Below are 14,427 nucleotides of genomic sequence, written 5' to 3' on the forward strand. Positions count from 1 at the left end.
CCCTGGCAACTCAGGCAGGCTGCTGCTCTTGCTGGTTCAGCTCCTGGATCAGCGCGCCGTACGTGTCTGGGTGCTGCTCGCGCAGGATCCTCAGCCACACGCGAGCACCGTCAGCGAAGACTTCCGGCGCCATCTTCAGGTGCAGCTCGGTGACCACCGAGAGGGCATCGCCGTACGGCAGTTGGCCCGACTGTTCGGCCTCGGACTGCGCCGCGCTCTCAGGGGCCTGAGCCTCCTGGGTATTAACGGCGTTAACGGTCTGCGGCGCGGGGGAGCCTGTCGGCGTCTCGCCCTCGGAGGTATTAACGGCGTTAACGGTTGAGGCCTCGCCGGTCTGTTCCACCGCAGGCTTGCGCCGCTGGCGCGGGGCCTTCGCGGCCTCGATGACCTTCTTCGCCTCGCCCGCCTGCTGCGCCTTGGGGAGCCGGCCGATGCGGCGAGCGGGTTCCACCTTCAGCTCCCCCGTCTCCACCTGCTCCTGGAGATCGGGCGTGAGTTCCAGGAGCGCCAGGCGCTGCGAGACCCAAGGCGGTGTCTTCCCCAGCCTCCGGGCCACCTCGCCCTGCGACCCATGAACCTTCACAAGATCCTGGATAGCCTTCGCCTGGTCCATGGGGGCCACATCCTCGCGGTGGATGTTGGCGATCAGCGCGGACTCCAGGAGGTCCGCCGCACTTGCCGCGAGGTCGTCGTTGACGTCGATCCGCAGCTCTTCGAGGCCGGCCAGATGGGCGGCAGCCAGACGCCGGTTGCCGTCGATGACGACGTACTCGGCTTCAGCGAGCGCCGCTTCCTGCCCGGGGTGCGCCGTCAGAAAGGCAGCTCGCCGCGCCACGGTGACCGGCTGGATCTGCCCCTTGGCCCGCAACGAGTCTGCGGTCTCCTCGAGGTTGGTGAGTTCCTCGCGCGGGTTGAACGGGTTGTGCGCGAGCAGCGCCAGCTTCACCGAGGCCGGGGGCCTCTTGCCTTCCCCACTCATGATCTGCGAGCGGGTCCGGACGCGACGGGGTGGACCCTGCTCTCCGTCCGGACCGTTCTCGTCAATGCTGAAGCCGCGCGTGACCCGCTGCTGGCCGTCCCTCTTGCTGGTGTTCCTCATACCGCCAGTTCCTTCGCCAGGTCGCGCATCGCCTGCGCGTGTTCGCTGTCCGGTGCGTACTCAAGCAGCGGGATCTCGCCGTCAGCGGCCTCGCGGCCTTCCTTCAGGTCGCCGATCACCGCCAGGACAGCGGGGGAACTGCTCTTCTCCCACTCATCCTTGTTCTCTTTCACGAGCTTGCCGCGGCGGCTGTCGTACGCATTGATGATCAGGCCCAGGTAGTCGACCTGGATCCGCCCCTTCTTGCACAGGTCGTCCTTCTGGGACTTCAGCAGGCGGAAGGCGCGGTGGGATGCCTTGTTGGCCCAGACCGGAGTGATGACGCCTGATCGGTCGGCGAGTTCACCTTCGCGGCGGCGTACGTAGTACAGGGCGGTGTCCATGTTCAAGCCGAGGCTGGGCGGGCCGTCGATGATGATGACGTCGTAGTCCTCTTCCAGCGGCTCCAGGGCGCGCTCTAGGGCGGCCTCGCTGAAGCTCACCTTGGACAGGGCGACGTCTCTGAGGAACGCGTCGTCGGACGCGGGAAGCAGATGCAGCCGCTCACCAAAGCGCTTCTGGTCCAGAGCGACCAGCAGGTCGTGGATGTCGCCCTTCGCGGTGCCGTCCATGTGCATCATCAGCGTCTCAACGTCGTCCTCGTACATGAGGTCTTCGAAGCCGAGCTCGGCAGTGAGGTGCCCTTGCGGGTCGTAGTCAATGATCAGGACGCGACGGCCGGCCTCTGCGAGAGCTTGGGCAATGCCGGAGGAAATGAAGGTCTTGCCGACGCCGCCCTTCTGGTTGGCCACTATGACGCGCACGACGGGCTGCGACACCAACGGGGCAGAAGGCGAGGGGTGGTTGTCGAGCCACAACGTCAGGGCTTGTGCCAGCCCCTGAACGTAGGTGACGCCTCGGTCCGAGCACGCCCCCTTGAACTTGTCGGGCTCGCCGACGGAGAGGAACGTTCCCCAGGTCTTGGCGCCGTCGGTCTTCACCTCGGGCAGACCGTCAGCCTCGTACCAGGCCTTGATGGCGTGTTCGGCCGCGTCCTGGATGTCCATTCCGTGCTCAAAGGCGCGGATCTTCAAGTGCCTGCGAAGCTGGGGAGTGAGGGCTGTAATTAGCTTCTCTCGCTCTCCCCGAGGGCTAGGGATGCTCATGCGGCCGAACATTACTAGGTCGCCTCCGCTTCGAAGCAGGCTCGCGCGGACGACCATCACAACGGGCTAACTCACGACGCTGGCCGTTGCCCGTCAGGGGCCGGTGAGGATCGCGTGGGTTCCGATGCGGCGCCAGATGACGTGCGGGACCCCAGGACGTATCTCCGGACCGTACTGCCATGTGGCCCGCCCGCCGCCCGCCCAGGTGAGTTCGTAGACGCCCGGGGCGCAGCGGACGCCCTTGATCCGTAACCCGGGGCGGAACTGGCGGCCGGGACGCAGGTCGGGCACGAACGCGTCCAGGACGATGCGGCGGAAGCGCCGGCGCTGGGCGGGGGTGAGGTGCTGGAGGTCGGCGGTGAAGCGAGGGAGGGTCTCGAAGGTGGGCACGGTGGTCTCCTCCGGGCAGCACGACGAAGCCCCCGGCGGGTGCCGGGGGCTGCTGTAGGCGGTGCTCGTTGGTGGTGGCGTCCTTGGTGCTCGGTACTGCTCAGTGGTGCGTGTTGGTGTCGTCCGGGTCGTGATGTGTGGGCTGCCGGAGAGCGATGACATTCGCTTCCGGCCCGGGGCCGCGTCCCGCCTGACGGGCGCCTGAGAAGAAAGTTCGGCCGCTGCTCCCGCCTGGCGGGACGTACCGCTGATCGGCCTTTTCTTGCAGGTCAGAGCCGTGTGGCGTGGTCTGCATGACAGTTGATATCCGGGTCATCCGGGCCGGTCAGATGTACCGCTACTACCTGCGCCAGACCGTTGTCGGCGACGGCCGCCGCCCCGCACGCACGCCGCTGCGCGCCGCCCAGGAGCAAGCCGGCGTCCCGGCCGGACGATGGATGGGCCGCGGCCTGGCCGCGCTCGGACTCGCGCCGGGCGAGGAGGTCACCGAGGCGCAGCTGCGGAACCTGTTCGGCGAGCGAGGCCGCCACCCGTACGCGGACCGGATCGAGGCCGACCGGCTCGCCAAGGGCGACTCCCCGAAGAAGGCGTTCAAGGCCGGCGCCCTCGGACGCCGGGTGACGGTCACGGGAGTCGACTTCGTCTTCCGGCCGCAGCCGACGATCTACCTGTTGTGGGCGCTGGGGGATGAGGAGACCCGGCTGGTGATCGAGGCCGCGCACGAGCGCGCGATCGAGCGGGTGCTGGAGTGGATCGAGGACGAGGTGGCCGTGATCCGGTACGGCAAGGACGGCATCTACCGGGTGCGGCCGCCCGGCGGTCTGGTCGCCGCCCGCTTCCGCCACTACGAGGCGCGCTCCGGGCGGCCCTTGCTCCATGACCATCTGCTGCTGTCCGTGAAGGGACAGCGCCTGGACGGGAAGTGGGGCTCGATCCACACCCTGGCCCTGCACGAGCACACCGTGGCCGCCTCAGCGCTCTACAACGAGCTCGTGGCCGCTGAGGTCTGCGAGGCGCTGGGGCTGGCGACCGAGCCGCGCACCGTCACCCCGGGACGCCGGCCGGTGATGGAGATTGCCGGGGTGCCGCACGAGCTGATCCGCTGGACCGCCCGGCGCAGCGACCAGATCGCCGCCTGCCTCGAGGACCTGGAGCACGAGTACGTGACCGCTGTCGACGACGACGGCGAGCTGAAGTTTCTGCCCGTGGTCTCCGAGCAGGCCCGCGCCAAGCTGAACCGGATCGCCGCCCGCAAGACCCGCCCGCCCAAGCAGAAAACCCAGCCGCTCGCGCAGCTGCGCAAGGAGTGGAAGGAGAGCGCGATCCGCACCTCCGGGGTGGCCGTCGACATCATCAACTCCCTCCTCGAGTACGCCCGCGCCGCCGCCGCGGCGATCCGGGCCCGGGTCGCCGCCGTGGTCGACGTCGCCCTGGCGGCCGTCGACGTCGCCGCGACCGTGTTCGTGATGAACGACGGCGGCCGCTTCCACCGTCGGCACCTGCTCGCCGAAGCCCGCCGCCACCTCGCCCTCGTCCTGCGCGGCCGCCGCCGCGACCCCGGCCTGGACGACCAAATCGTGGCCGCCGCCATCTCCACCCACTGCCTGGACATCAGCGAGCCGAAGACCGTGCGCGGCCTGGAGGCTGGCTACCGCCTCTACACCGCCCGGTGGGCCCTGTCCGACCTCCCCGCCCGGCGCCGCCCACCGACCCCCGCGCCCGACCCGGACCGGCGACCCCCGGCCGATCCCGATGCGCCGCCCGGGCGCCCGGACCAGAGGGCGGGGGAGTGGGAGATACCCCGCGTCCAGCTCAACTACGACCGGGCCGTCCTCGCCCGCGCGGTGGTCCGGGAGAAGCTGCGCACCGCCACCGCCGTGTGGGGCCGGGCGTACGACGTCGTCGCTCACCAGCAGGCGGCGATGCCCGAGCAGCTGCTCGCGCCCCCGGCCGCCGCCCCCGAGCACGACGACCAGGAGCCGGGAGCCGGACGCGGGGAGGCGATCGACCTGACGGCGCTGCGGGCCTTGAGGGAGTCCCGCACGGACGTGGAAGCCCTCGACCTCACAGCCGAGCGGCTGCGCCACCTCCAGGACGCGTTCGCCAAGGCGGCCGACGACTCCCGCACCCGCTCGGACCGCTACGCCCAACAGGACGATGCCGACGCCCACCCGGTGCGCCAGGACGACCAGCAGGCGCACCGCCCGCAGACGCCCGGACCGCACCGCGGTCGGGAGGCCAGCCACTGAGTGCACCCGATGCCGTGCACCCGAGCACACCGACGATGCCCGGCATCCTCCCCACTAAGTGGAATCCACCGGCCGGGAGTGGATGACACCGTGCCCGGCATCCACTCCACTGAGTGGAGCCCACTCGGTGGATCGGTGGAGTGGACGACACCGTGTGAGAGTGCGCGACATCCACGGGGACGATGCTGTGCATCCACCCGATGCGCACCCGCCGCGTTTTTCCTTGACACAGCGCCGTGTCAAGGGAAAACCCGGCGAGGCGCACCGCCCGAGGGTTACGCCGTGCGGGCCCGTTCCAGGTGCTCGGTGCGCATCGCCTTCAGGGTGTCGACGATGTCCTCGCCCTCCTGCCGCAGGACGTTCTCGGTGAACCGGATGATGGTGTTGGCGAGGCCCCAGATCGCGCTGGGGATGCACTCTTGCGTCCACTCCTCCAGCGTGGCCAGCAGGACGCCCCCGACCTCGTCCAGGGCGAAGGAGTCCGCGCACGGATCGGCGTCGGCCGCCAAGTCCGTGACGGGAAGGATGATGTCCTCAGCCAGCCGCAACAACAGGTAGGACGGCGCCGGAACGGCCCCCGTCCGATCGACGATGGTGGAAACGCCGTGCTCGCTGTGGCCCTGTATCGCCAGGACGTACTCGAAGGCGAGCTCCACCTCTCCGGGCGTCAGCGGGGTGCGGGACTGCTCCAGGTGCGGCATTCGGATCTCCTCAACAGGCTGGCCGCCGTGCCGATCACGGCGACTGACCCGAATGCTCACGCCAGGCCCCTGTGGATAAAGGCCGGAGATCTCACCCCTCTCCAAACCGGTGCGAACTGGTGCCGTATGGGTCGAAGCGCGCCCCCTTGTCGAGTCGTGGTCGGCCCGACCACGGACCCCTTGTCCGATTCGGCGCGGGCCGCCAGGAGCGGCACGTTTCTCCTTGACCGACTTCGCTACCGGCTGCCAGCAGGTCGCGGACAAGGGGTGGGCGCTCACGATGGCCGCCACGCGCCCGCAGGAGGGGCATGCAGCGGCCACCGAGCCATCGGAGGCGGCTCACCCTCGCGCGGGCGTGCCACCGGCCGTCAAGGGCCGGTGGAGGACGCCACGACGCAAGGGAGAGACCGGGGATGATGACCCAACACAGGCGCCCGCCGTACCCTGACCTGACCGCCGACCGGCGAGCCGCGCGCCCCGCGCCGGGAGGGCTGGTCGGCCGGGCAAGCCGCCGCAGTCTCCTGCCGCCGGCGCTTGCGATCCCACTGCCGTACCCACTTCCGTGCCCGGCACGAGCGCGGACCGCATTTCCCCTGGCCACCACGGCTTTTCCAAGCTCCAGCGCGTCGTCACAACCCTCTTCTCTCCTCCTCTCACTGACCAAGCCCTGGGAAATAGGTGGGGGTGGGGTGTCAGTGGTGGAGGCGATCATCGGGTTCAGGGCGCACCTGGTGCCCTCTGCGGCCGGGGGCCGGCGCCCGGCCGGTGGGCGGACGCGGACGACGGGAGGGCGGGGCTGATGGCGAAGCGCAAGGAGAACGAGGCGGGATCGTCGACTGGGCACCGCGCCGATGCGCTGCGCGCGCTCGGGGTGCTCAAGGCCGCGACGGCGGACCAGATCCAGCGCCTGTCCTCACCGCACCTGACGTACCGGCACACCACCAAGGACACGGCGGCCAAGCGGAAGGAGGCGCGCACTGCCTCCCACCGCGGCGCGCTCAATGATCTGCGACGGCACGGCCTGTCCGTCGACGGCGGCCGCACCCGAGGCGGGGAGGAGGTGCGCCTGCTCACCAAGGACGGACTGGCCGCCGCCGGCCTCGAGTTGGACCGCGGGCCGGAGGAGATGGGCGGCATGCCCAAGAGCGCGGGCCGCTCGGGAGCCTCGCACGCGATGACGGTCAACGAGACGGTCATCGCGATGATCCGCCCGAAGCCCGACCTGGATCTGGTGGCAGGTGAGCCGGCCGAAGCCGTCGCGGCCGCCCAGGCCTGGGTCGACGCGCCCGACGGGATCGGCAGCATCACCTCCTACGCTACCGAGGTCGCCCTCCCGGCGACCGGCACCTGGAGGAACCCCGGCGTGGGATGTGCGTGGGCCGACATCGTCCTCACCGCCCCGGAGGTTGGGCTGCCGCTGTTGTTCATCGAGGCCGACAACTGCACCGAGGAAGCCCCGATCATCGCGGCCAAGTTCGACAAGTACATGCGCCACTTCCACCGGAAGGTGAAGGACACCGACGGCAAGGACAAGCCGATGTGGCGCACCCGCTGGTCCGCCCCCGCTCCCCAGTGGGGCGACGCGACGCACCCGCCGGTCCTGCTCGTCTTCCACCAGGTCGGCAAGCGGACCGCGCGGACACAGATGGAGCGGGTCGCCGAACTCACGCGCGAGCACTGGCAGGGCCAGTGGGCCGAAGGCGGCTTCCGCATCTACAACGGGAAGATGCCGATCGTGGCGACCACCCTGGAGCTGCTGCGCGAGCACGGCCCGGCCGGGCCCGCGTTCCGGCGCTTCGGCCGCGACGTCGACCAGAACCTCTGGGACGCGATCGGCAACCCTCGCCGGGATGCCGGCCTCGCCCGCCGTGCCGAAGAGGGGCGGCGCCGTCTCGCCCAGGAAGCAGCCGAACGTGAGGCGCAGCGCCCGGTGTGCGCGGACTGCGGGACCAAGTTCACCGACGACCGGTGGAAAGCCAGCATCGCGGTCGACTGGGGCCGCGGGGACAGCCACCCGCACCTGTGCGACGACTGCAAGACGCGCGTCCTCGAGGCGGAGCGACAGGCGGAACAGGCCGAACGTGAGCGCCAGGAGCAGGAGCGCCAGGAGACGGAAGCGGCACAGGACTCGAAGGCCGGCGGCTGGCTCGGACGCTGGCGCAACTGACCCGGGCAAGCCACCTCTGACAGCGCGGGGCTTGCCCAGGACCATCTGGGCAAGCCCTCGTTGTCGGTGGCGGCTGCGAGGCTGAAGGGCATGGACAGCGACGATGAGCAGCTGCTGCGCGGCCGGATCTACGGAGCCGACCACGACCACCCGGGCCCGAAGCCGGGACGCAGCTACGCCGAACTGGTGGGCGGGCCGCTGGACGGACTGCTGCTCGACATCACCGGCTGGAGACCGGAGGAGATCGACGACGGTGTCTCCCTCCTCACCGAGCTCGGGCAGTTCGGTCCTGGCGGGCGGGCGCTGTACGACCCGCGCCCCGGCGATCCCACCCGCTGGGACTGGGGCGGCGACAGCCCCTGACGGCCCGCCACTCGGTCGGGTGAAGACACGGCAGCGCCGGAACTCTCCCCCGGTGCCCGGGCGTAGTGCCGTACATGAACCCGATCAACGAGACGCACGTGAGTGAGCCGGGCCTGGTCGTCGTCGACGTCGCGGCCGCCGACGACGCCACCGCCCTGGCCTTCCAGCAGCGGCTCGCCGATCGGTGGGCGACGTCGCCCGCACAGCACACGACGCGGGACGTTGGCGAGCCCGGAGTACGGCTGCGCTGTTACCTGGACTTGCGCCAGCCGATCAGCCCGGCCGCACCGGCCAGCGTGGCCGCGCCTCGGTGACGAGCAGGCGCCCGACGGACACCGGCCGCCTGCTGGCGTACTCCCGCCCTGCCAGCAGGCGGCCCGGGCGCCGCGGCCGCTGCGGTACGGCCACACCGCCGCACGGCGCGAGCCCGGCCGCGCTGCGCGACCGGGCCCTGAAGTGGTCTGTGGTGTTCTCGACTTTCTGCTGAGCGTCCCGCCGAACCGCCCGCCTGTCATCACCCACACGGGTGGCGCCCGCTCACACCGCGGCGGCCTCCTTCTCCTGCTGCCTGGCCTTCACCAAGGCGGCGAGCGGGGAGCGCCGGCCTTTCCCGACGCTGCGCAACTGCTCCCACGCGACCTCGGGGTGCGCGCCCGGCAGCGCGTCGACGGACGCCGTGGTGAACATCGGCACGTCGACCGCCCCGGCCCGGGAGGTGCCGTACCGCACCTCCCGCCACTCCGTGGGCTTGATCCATCCCAGGGCCCGCATGTGGTCGAACTCGACTCGCCTCACACCGAGGCGTTCGGCGGCCTGGTCGGGACCGAGCGGGGTGTTGGCGGCGACCAGGTCGGCCAAGTCCTCGCGCTGGCACACGGCGTCGACCTGGTCGGGGTTGACGAGCGACCCGTCGGGGTTGCCGCTGAGTTCGGTCAGCAGGCCGCGCGCGATGAGCCGGCGGACCACGAACGCGGTCACGTTCGCCCGCTCGCCGTGCCCGATCGGGTTCGGTGTGCCGAGCGCGACGGCGATCCGGTTCGCGGCGACGCTGCCCGCGATCGGCTCGCGGGGGATCGCGGCCCGGATCGCGTCCGCGTCCATCGCCTCCACAGTGGCCCGCGACCACTGGTAGGAGGAGGCGTCCGGAGCCGGGACGAGGCCGGTGTGCCGCGCCCACCGGAAGGCCGTGATCGGCACCCGGAGACGTCCGGCGGCCTGGCTTTCGTCGTACTCGGTGCGTCGTGTCATGGGGGATCTCCCTCTCTCGTGGTCCGCCCGGAGTGGGCGAACAAGACCGTGACAGAACACCTGAAAGGCTGTCAAGAGCCTTGAAATCTGGGCAAGTTGGACCAATTCGCTTAGATCCGCGCCCGCGTACGCGAGGGGAAATTCACCCGCCCGGGCCGATCCCGGCCTTGCGGCACACCGCCACCGTGTCCGCCCTGACGTCAGGAACTCCTGACGCGACATAGCCCGTCAGGATATCCTGACGCCGATATCTGGCGGGCTGTCAGGAGGTACACGCATGAGCTTCGATCACCCCCATAACACCGGAAAGATCATTCACGAAGCGGACCTGGTCGCGATCGTCGACGGGGACGTGGAGCCGCCCAAGGCGTCGTACGACGACAAGGTGCGGCTCGGGTGGGGGTGGCTGCTCGCGGACGGGTGCGACGGCCGCCCGCGAGCAACCGCGGTCAAGGTCGTTTGCGGCTGCGGGTGGGAGGGCCGCGCGCGGCCGGTGACGCAGGAAGACTTCGACGACCCCGACAAGACGAGCGAGGCCCCCTACAAGGAATGGGCGCACCACGCCGAAGTCGAGCTGGCTCAAGAGCTCCCGGACGAGGTCGACAAGGCACTCCGTGCGCTGGAGTGGCATCTGAACGACCTGACCGGCACCAGCTACCACATGAGCCAGAAGCGCAAGAAGGGCGAGACCGAGCTCGGTGAGGTCCGCCCCCTGGCCGTCCTCAACGCGGTCAAGCTGCTACGCCGCATCGCGGACGACTCCGAGGCAGACGCCGTGCGGCAGGCCCGAGCCGAATTCTCGTGGGAGGAGATCGGCCGTGCCCTGGGCGTCACGAAGCAGTCCGCCCACGAGCGGCTGCGGCACCTGGACCAACAGGACTGATCCGAACCGGCTGACGAGACCGCCGGACACTGAGGAGGGCCGTACGGGAGTTTCCCGTACGGCCCTCCTCTCGCTTCCCGGGCTCACCGCCGGCGGCGTCCGGTGCCCCACACGAAGGCCAGGTCGTCCAGCAGGACATCCTCCAACTCGCCGTCCCACTTCGCGTCCAGGAGGAGCGGGGCGGCCTCGAACCGCTCGTAGATGACCAGGCTTTCGGGCTGGCCGACCAGGGCGTACCGGCCGTGCGAGGCGGGCGTGCTGCCCGGACCGTACGCGCGCAGCGTCTTCTCCAAGCGCTCGCGGTGCCGGTCGGCGAACGCCCCCAGGCGCTGCACGTAGTCCGCCCGCTCGTCCTCGCGCACGGCGCTGAGAGCCACGTCCAGGATCTCGCGAGAGGCCTCGGGCAGGAACCAGTTGCCCGGGTCGCTCAACGCCCACGTGCACCGCTGCGCGGCCGCCAAGACCTCCTCCGCATCGAGCGGCGCGGCCGGGGCCGCCGCCTCGGTCTGGGCGAGCAGGTCCAGCGAGGGCACGGGCACACAGCCAGCCTGAAGATCTGCAGAACCGCGTGCCGCGACCAGGGTCTTGGCCGACCCGGTCGCCATCAGCAGGGCGTTGGACTCGGCACGCCCACGCTGGGCGGCGGTAGTGTCCGCGATCTGCAGGAGCTGGCTCGCGGCCGACCGTACGCCCCTGAACCAACCCTTCTGGAAGCCCTGCTCGGCATCGTGCGGCGGGCTGTTCTCGGAGACCCAGGTGTGGGCGCCGGCCACCGCACCGGCCTCCAGCCTCGAGACGAGCTCGTCCGCCTGGGCGCGGGAGACCCCGGCCCGGGCGAGCACCTCGAACACCGCGATCCGCGCGGTCACCGCCTCGCTCTGGTGCTGGCTGATCCGGGTCAGCTCCTCCATGTACGGGTCGGGCTGCTCGGTGCTCATGCTGTTCCTCCCTTGTCTCCTGTGGTGTGACGGCTGACCCAGTCGGGGTCGCGTACAGGTGCCGGCACCCGCGTCTCGGGGGCCGGGGTACGCCAGATGCGCCAGCTGGTGCGCGGCCGGACGAGAACGTGGACCAGGACGACGACGCCCTGGCGCACCCGGCCGCCGCGCACCCACGCTCCGGTGAACCGCACCTGGTCCTCAGCCCAGTCGCCCAGCCGCTGCCACGGCCGCACCCGGCCCACCAGGTAACCCGCCACCAGAGCCACGGCGGCCGCCGTGATGACTGCGGCGCTCCCACCCATCACGACCACCGCATCCCGATCGCGGACAGCTGCTCGCGCCGGTCCTCCGGCAGCGTCGCCGCACGGGAGCGCTGGTTGCTGACCCATGCCCCCAGACGGAACTGCAGTTCCCATCCCTCGTCCGAGAGCACGGTCTCAACGTGCTTGCGGGGGACGATCAGGTGGCCCTCACGCTCGTAGAACTGCTTCGCGGCGGCCAGGTTGGCGGCCCACTTGTCGGCCTGCGTACGGCGCGGCTTGGGCTTCTCGTCCTCGGTGGCGGGCTCGATCCCGAGGACCTGCTCACACATCCACTGCTGCACTCCGGTGAGCTTGTCCCAGCCCAGCCGCTGGGCACGCACCCACCGCCCGAGATCCTCGCCCTGGCGCAGGACGTCACCCGGCTCGGTCGGCAGCTCGCCGCCTTCGTCCAGGTGCAGCCGGGTGAGGTGGAACGCCCGCTGCCACTCCACCGGCCAGGTGGGGCACCACGAGGCGTCGATCTCCTCCAGCTGCTCGCGCCGGTCCTCCGACAGCGCGCCGGCCACCGATCCCACCGGCAGGCCCTCGGCACGCCGCTGCTCGATCTCGGCTGTCTTGCGGGCGGCGGCCCGCGCGTTCTTGAGCCAGATGCCCACCTTCGCGCCCTGGTAGGTGGCGTCCAGAGGGGCAAGCAGGTGCCCGTTCTCGGCAGCCCACCCACGGGCGGCGGCCAGGCCCTCCTCCCACGCGACGTCGAAGTGCGACCAGACCATGCCCAGCTTCTCCAGCTGCTGGACGCGGTCCTCCTCCATGTCCCCGCGGGCGTAGAAGCGGCGGGCGTCGGCGATCCACTGCCCCAGCGGGAAGTTGGCCAGCGAGGCCGGCCACCCCTCAGCCTGAGCCTCCTCACCCGCAGGCACCCGGTACGTGAACGGCACCTTCAGGTCCCCGACCTCGCGCGCGTACAGCACGGCGGCCTCGATGCCGCGCCGCCAGTGCTCGTGCTCGGGGTTGAGGACCCGCAGGTTGATGAACGCGGCCAGCGCGGCAGGGTCACGCGGCGTGGAGAACTTCAGCAACGCCTTCGCCGACGCGGACGGACCACCGTCCCCGCCCCCGCTCTTCTCCTTGCCCTTGGCGTCCTTCTGGACGGGCTTGTAGCGGCTCGGGGCCTGCTGTTGGGCCAGTTGTTCGACGATGCGGGTGTCGTGCGCCCTGAGCGCCTCCAGCAGCTTCGCCAGCCCGCCGAACGCCCGGCTGGTGAGCATGTTGTCCGCCGTCTCCCCGGGAGCCAGCAGCACCGGCACCACGAGGGAGGCCATCTTGCCCTCGCCGGGCTGCATCCGCAGCGCACGCCCCACGGCCTGGACCAGATCGGGCATCGACCCGCGCACGTCCGCGAAGTACACGGAGTCGCAGTTGCGGGTGTCGACGCCCTCGCCCAACACCTTCACCGAGCTGAGGAACGCCTTCTCCACCACCGTGCCGTCCGTGGCGATCAGGGAGGAGAACTCCCCGAGCACCCGCCGGCGGTGCAGCGCCTTGTGATCGCCGCACAGCCAGTCCGCCCACACCGTCGCCGGGTACAGCTCCGGATCGGCGGCGTGCAGCTGCGCCGCGACGTCCGGGACTCCGGCCGAGAAGGCTTCGGCCTCCTTGATGACGTGGTGGAACACGAGCGTGCGCTTGAAGGCTTCCTCGGCTGAGGCCTTCACCAGGGCCGTCTGGAGCGCGGCGAGCCGGGCCCCGCGCATCTCGTCCGACCGGCCCTCGGCACCCAGCAGCAGCGCGGCCTGGAACTGCGTGTCGGTGATGTCCACACACACCACCTGGTACGGCGCACAGATGCCCCGGTCGATCGCCTCCGACAGCGTCAGGGTGAAGCAGCGGCTGCCGAACGGCCCGTCCGGGTCATCCGACATGCTGGCCACCAGTTCACCCGGCGCACCCTGCTCCTGGTCCTCGTCCAGCTGCCACAGCCGGGGCGTGGCCGTCATGTACAGCCTGCGCAGGGACGGGATGCGGGTGTTGTCGTGAACGACCGCCCACGGCTTGCCGATCCGGCCCGAAGTCCGGTGCGCCTCATCGACCACGATCAGGTCCCACGCCGAAAGGCCGGCGGCATGCGCCCGCTCCAGCGTGCCCAGACCCAGGCTCGCGTACGTGGCGTACACGGTGACCTTCTCCAAGCCCCTCGTCCACTCCACCAGCTCGTCCACGTCCGTGGTGTTGGGGAAGGACACCTCCTCACCCCGCAGGGACGAGACCCCGATCATCGGGCCCCGGCGGCCTCCCTCACGCCACGCAGACTCGGTCTGGGCGAGCAGATCCAGCGAGGGCACGAGGACCAGCACACGGCCCGCGTGGAGCTCTTCCGCGCTCCGGACCGCCACCCGGGTCTTCCCGGACCCGGTCGCCATGATCACCTGTGTCCGCAGACCCCTCTCCGGCACCAGCGATCTTGCAGGGAGTTCGAGGGCACGCAGTACCGCGTCAATGGCTTCTCGCTGGGCGGCCTCGCGCTGATCTGCGCGGTTCGTGGTCGACATTCCTGTCTGCTTTCTCCTGAGTGATGCCCGGTCGGTTCGAGTGAAGGGAAGCGAGAAAACTGCACGTAGAAGCGCTACAGGGGCTACGGTGGGAGTGGCTCGGGCGGTTGGCTACTCTGCCTCACCGAAGCACTCGCAAGGGTCCTAAGTCGATCTCGATAAGCCTCCGAGCGTTCCAAGGGTGGTGCGCTCTGAGTCCAGAGTCTATCTCGTGCTTCAAAATGAAGCAGCAACAAGGGAGAAAATCCCTCGAACGTGGCGCGATCCTGTTAGTCTGGCCCTATCGGAGCAGGAAAGCAGCCTGACGGGAGGTCACGTGATCGTGGTTTCAAGTCCACTCCCGACCCAGCGTTTCCATGCCACCCTGACTCTCCGTCACCCCCGCCGAATCCCCCGATTCGGCCCGCGCCAGCATTCCGGTCCCCGCCT

13 protein-coding genes are annotated in these 14,427 nt (G+C 70.3%); 5 read left to right on the plus strand and 8 right to left on the minus strand.

The window, feature by feature from the left end:
* Positions 1-10: 10 nt before the first annotated feature.
* The 3 genes from AC27LF_RS42560 to AC27LF_RS42570 all read right to left on the minus strand — a co-directional run bounded on the left by AC27LF_RS42560 (position 11) and on the right by AC27LF_RS42570 (position 2,634).
* Positions 11-1,099: a ParB/RepB/Spo0J family partition protein gene (locus tag AC27LF_RS42560; RefSeq protein ID WP_479661360.1), complete on the minus strand. Its 1,089-nt coding sequence runs from the start codon at positions 1,097-1,099 to the stop codon at positions 11-13.
* Positions 1,096-2,172 carry a ParA family protein gene (locus AC27LF_RS42565; protein ID WP_479661359.1) on the minus strand — a complete coding sequence of 359 codons (1,077 nt, stop codon included), beginning with the start codon at positions 2,170-2,172 and terminating at the stop codon, positions 1,096-1,098. The genes AC27LF_RS42560 and AC27LF_RS42565 overlap by 4 nt, the downstream gene beginning before the upstream one ends.
* Before the next feature lie 165 nt (positions 2,173-2,337).
* A complete protein-coding gene (locus tag AC27LF_RS42570; protein ID WP_479661358.1) occupies positions 2,338-2,634 on the minus strand; it encodes a hypothetical protein in 297 nt (98 codons plus the stop codon).
* 293 nt (positions 2,635-2,927) lie between these two features.
* On the opposite strand from AC27LF_RS42570, the gene mobF reads away from it, so the two are divergent.
* Complete coding sequence (gene mobF, locus AC27LF_RS42575; protein ID WP_479661357.1) at positions 2,928-4,883, plus strand: MobF family relaxase; 1,956 nt, start codon at positions 2,928-2,930, stop codon at positions 4,881-4,883.
* A gap of 275 nt (positions 4,884-5,158) precedes the next feature.
* Here the strand turns inward: mobF and AC27LF_RS42580 are convergent, their stop codons facing one another.
* On the minus strand, positions 5,159-5,584 hold the full coding sequence (locus tag AC27LF_RS42580) for a hypothetical protein (protein WP_479661356.1): 426 nt from the start codon (positions 5,582-5,584) through the stop codon (positions 5,159-5,161).
* 799 nt (positions 5,585-6,383) lie between these two features.
* On the opposite strand from AC27LF_RS42580, the gene AC27LF_RS42585 reads away from it, so the two are divergent.
* The 3 genes from AC27LF_RS42585 (at position 6,384) to AC27LF_RS42595 (ending at position 8,428) form a co-directional block, all read left to right on the plus strand.
* Positions 6,384-7,751 (plus strand): replication-relaxation family protein, encoded by a 1,368-nt coding sequence (locus AC27LF_RS42585; protein ID WP_479661355.1) that lies wholly within the window; start codon positions 6,384-6,386, stop codon positions 7,749-7,751.
* 90 nt (positions 7,752-7,841) lie between these two features.
* Positions 7,842-8,114 carry a hypothetical protein gene (locus AC27LF_RS42590; protein WP_479661354.1) on the plus strand — a complete coding sequence of 91 codons (273 nt, stop codon included), beginning with the start codon at positions 7,842-7,844 and terminating at the stop codon, positions 8,112-8,114.
* Positions 8,115-8,188: 74 nt separating this feature from the next.
* Positions 8,189-8,428, plus strand: coding sequence for a DUF6207 family protein (locus AC27LF_RS42595; RefSeq protein WP_479661353.1), 240 nt, complete (start codon positions 8,189-8,191; stop codon positions 8,426-8,428).
* 223 nt (positions 8,429-8,651) lie between these two features.
* Here AC27LF_RS42595 and AC27LF_RS42600 read toward each other — a convergent pair whose 3' ends face one another.
* Complete coding sequence (locus AC27LF_RS42600; RefSeq protein WP_479661352.1) at positions 8,652-9,362, minus strand: hypothetical protein; 711 nt, start codon at positions 9,360-9,362, stop codon at positions 8,652-8,654.
* Between the two features lie 277 nt (positions 9,363-9,639).
* On the opposite strand from AC27LF_RS42600, the gene AC27LF_RS42605 reads away from it, so the two are divergent.
* Positions 9,640-10,245, plus strand: a complete 606-nt coding sequence (locus AC27LF_RS42605) for a hypothetical protein (protein WP_479661351.1) — start codon at positions 9,640-9,642, stop codon at positions 10,243-10,245.
* Between the two features lie 83 nt (positions 10,246-10,328).
* Here AC27LF_RS42605 and AC27LF_RS42610 read toward each other — a convergent pair whose 3' ends face one another.
* From AC27LF_RS42610 to AC27LF_RS42620, 3 genes are read right to left on the minus strand one after another with little or no spacing between them, the layout of a single operon-like run.
* The gene (locus AC27LF_RS42610) at positions 10,329-11,183 is read right to left on the minus strand and encodes a hypothetical protein (protein WP_479661350.1); all 855 of its coding nucleotides are present in this window, start codon (positions 11,181-11,183) and stop codon (positions 10,329-10,331) included.
* Entirely contained in the window at positions 11,180-11,488 is a 309-nt protein-coding gene (locus AC27LF_RS42615; protein WP_479661349.1) for a hypothetical protein, read from the minus strand. The genes AC27LF_RS42610 and AC27LF_RS42615 overlap by 4 nt, the downstream gene beginning before the upstream one ends.
* The gene (locus AC27LF_RS42620) at positions 11,488-13,998 is read right to left on the minus strand and encodes a helicase associated domain-containing protein (RefSeq protein ID WP_479661348.1); all 2,511 of its coding nucleotides are present in this window, start codon (positions 13,996-13,998) and stop codon (positions 11,488-11,490) included. Before AC27LF_RS42620 ends, AC27LF_RS42615 begins: the two co-directional genes overlap by 1 nt.
* Between the last annotated feature and the right edge of the window lie 429 nt (positions 13,999-14,427).

The sequence above is a fragment of the Streptomyces diversicolor genome (assembly GCF_057537855.1).

Bases quoted from the DNA above. Each gene is read 5' to 3' on its own strand.
- AC27LF_RS42560 (WP_479661360.1), bottom strand. From the start codon at position 1,099: ATGAGGAACACCAGCAAGAGGGACGGCCAGCAGCGGGTCACGCGCGGC.
- AC27LF_RS42620 (WP_479661348.1), bottom strand. From the start codon at position 13,998: ATGTCGACCACGAACCGCGCAGATCAGCGCGAGGCCGCCCAGCGAGAA.
- AC27LF_RS42590 (WP_479661354.1), top strand. From the start codon at position 7,842: ATGGACAGCGACGATGAGCAGCTGCTGCGCGGCCGGATCTACGGAGCC.
- AC27LF_RS42605 (WP_479661351.1), top strand. From the start codon at position 9,640: ATGAGCTTCGATCACCCCCATAACACCGGAAAGATCATTCACGAAGCG.
- AC27LF_RS42585 (WP_479661355.1), top strand. From the start codon at position 6,384: ATGGCGAAGCGCAAGGAGAACGAGGCGGGATCGTCGACTGGGCACCGC.
- AC27LF_RS42610 (WP_479661350.1), bottom strand. From the start codon at position 11,183: ATGAGCACCGAGCAGCCCGACCCGTACATGGAGGAGCTGACCCGGATC.
- AC27LF_RS42615 (WP_479661349.1), bottom strand. From the start codon at position 11,488: ATGGGTGGGAGCGCCGCAGTCATCACGGCGGCCGCCGTGGCTCTGGTG.
- AC27LF_RS42600 (WP_479661352.1), bottom strand. From the start codon at position 9,362: ATGACACGACGCACCGAGTACGACGAAAGCCAGGCCGCCGGACGTCTC.
- mobF (WP_479661357.1), top strand. From the start codon at position 2,928: ATGACAGTTGATATCCGGGTCATCCGGGCCGGTCAGATGTACCGCTAC.
- AC27LF_RS42595 (WP_479661353.1), top strand. From the start codon at position 8,189: ATGAACCCGATCAACGAGACGCACGTGAGTGAGCCGGGCCTGGTCGTC.
- AC27LF_RS42580 (WP_479661356.1), bottom strand. From the start codon at position 5,584: ATGCCGCACCTGGAGCAGTCCCGCACCCCGCTGACGCCCGGAGAGGTG.